The sequence below is a fragment of the Cupriavidus sp. GW822-FHT06G04 genome (assembly GCF_058799075.1).
The window spans coordinates 1-2,012 of sequence record NZ_JBXALD010000032.1; the positions used below are offsets into that span (position 1 = coordinate 1).

Sequence of the window (2,012 nt, forward strand, 5' to 3'; positions counted from 1 at the left end):
CGAGGGTGTGTGAAAACGCCTTAGTTCAGCTCGCCGAAAGTCTAGGGACGTACCTAGGCCACGTTGGGCGCGAATCGAAGAGCAACTGTCGGTCCACCGCCCGAAAGGAACGAGTGCACCTGCTCAGAGGAGTCTGGCGAAAGACCAGGATGCTCCTCCCTCAGATACTCAATAGTCTCCTCCGCTGACCACGGCCCGACGGAGGCCATGTAGTCGTCAATCTCTTCCTGTATCTGTTGCCATGACGCGTACTGTCGTCTCGACAAGAGGACCAAGTTACTCCGCGTATAGATGACGTATAGGTTCACGAGCTTCTCGTAATAGCTTCTAGACCCAGCATTCTCGCACCCGATTGCCTAAACTGGATTAACGAATTCAGAGGGGGATGGGATGAAGCGATTCATAGAGGGAGAAGATCGGAAGCAAGCCACGCTGCTTCCAGAATGCCTCGATGACTTCATTGCCGAGGACAATCCAGCCAGGATCGTAGACGCGTTTGTTGAGGAACTAGAACTAGAATCGCTCGGCTTCGATGGGGCGACTCCTTCGACCACAGGTCGCCCCTCTTATCATCCTGCCGTCCTGTTGAAGATATACATCTATGGCTACCTCAACCGGGTCCAGTCCAGCCGCCGTCTGGAGCGCGAATGCCAGCGCAATATAGAGCTGATGTGGCTGACCGGTCGACTGGCGCCGGACTTCAAGACGATTGCGGATTTCCGCCGGGATAACAGCACGGGCATTCGCAATGTCTGTCGTCGCTTCGTAGTTCTGTGCCGCGATTTGAAGTTGTTCTCGCAGGCCATGGTGGCCATCGACGGCAGCAAATTCAAGGCGGTCAATACTAGGGACCGCAACTTCACGGCTGGCAAGGTCGACAAGCGCCAGCGGCAAATCGAGGAAAGCATCCAGCGGTATCTGAGCGCGCTGGAGACTGCGGATCGTACGCAGCCAGCGGAGATAGAACTCAAGACAACTCGACTGCGCGAGAAGATCGCGCAACTGCGCAAGCAGATGCATAGCCTTGACCAGATAAAGGAAGAACTCAAGACGCTGCCTGATGGACAGATCTCGATGACCGATCCTGATGCGCGCTCGATGGCGACAAGCGGCAAGGGATCTGGAATGGTCGGCTACAACGTACAGATGGCCGTAGACGCCAAGCACCATCTGATCGTCGCTCACGAAGTCACAAATGCCGGCAGTGACCGGGCGCAGCTCAGCTCAATGGCTCAAGCAGCTCGCGACGCTATGGGTAAAACCAGACTTCGTGCGGTAGCTGATCGCGGCTACTACAGTGCGCCGCAGATCAAGGAATGCACAGATGCGGGTATTGCAGTGCTCCTTCCTAAGCCCACGACATCAGGGGCAAAAGCACATGGCCGATTTGATAAAGCAGACTTCATCTACATTGCCCGGGATGACGAATACCAATGTCCTGCTGGTGAGCGCGCAATATACCGATACACCCGTGAGGAGCACGGCCTGCAGTTGCGCCGTTACTGGAGCAGTGCGTGTTCGCGATGCACGATAAAGGCTCAGTGCACGCCGAGCTCCGAACGACGAATCTCCAGATGGGAGCATGAGGAAGTACTAGAAGCCGTCCAGCGCCGGCTCGATAAAACTCATGATGCAATGACAGTCCGCAGGCGAACCGTCGAGCATGTCTTTGGAACCTTCAAACATTGGATGGGCTACACGCACTTCCTGACGCGCGCGCTACCGAATGTGGGTACTGAAATGAGCCTGCATGTTCTGGCGTACAACCTGAAGCGCGTCCTTCGAATTCTCGGGTTCTCGAAAACAATGAAGGCCATGCGCCTGGCGGGTGCGTAAGCACCCATTTGCACTCCAAAAATGGGCTAAAGATCGCCCTCAGGAGCCCACTAGCGCTGCTCGCACCCGTTCGACGTCGTCTCGCGACCGGATTGGCCGAAAATTCGACAAAGCAGGCTCAGCCCCGGAGGCGACGTGTGTCAGTGCGATTCGAGAGACGTTTCCACACGGCCTCG

At 56.1% G+C, this 2,012-nt stretch carries 1 protein-coding gene; it reads left to right on the top strand.

Annotated features, from left to right (window positions below; all coding sequences use genetic code 11):
- The first annotated feature begins 390 nt into the window (after nucleotides 1–390).
- The gene (locus tag AC1RKI_RS30025) at nucleotides 391–1,836 is read left to right on the top strand and encodes an IS1182 family transposase (RefSeq protein ID WP_492798421.1); all 1,446 of its coding nucleotides are present in this window, start codon (nucleotides 391–393) and stop codon (nucleotides 1,834–1,836) included.
- The last annotated feature ends 176 nt before the right edge of the window (nucleotides 1,837–2,012 follow it).

Coding starts and splice junctions, on each gene's coding strand:
- AC1RKI_RS30025 (WP_492798421.1), top strand. CDS start 391: ATGAAGCGATTCATAGAGGGAGAAGATCGGAAGCAAGCCACGCTGCTT.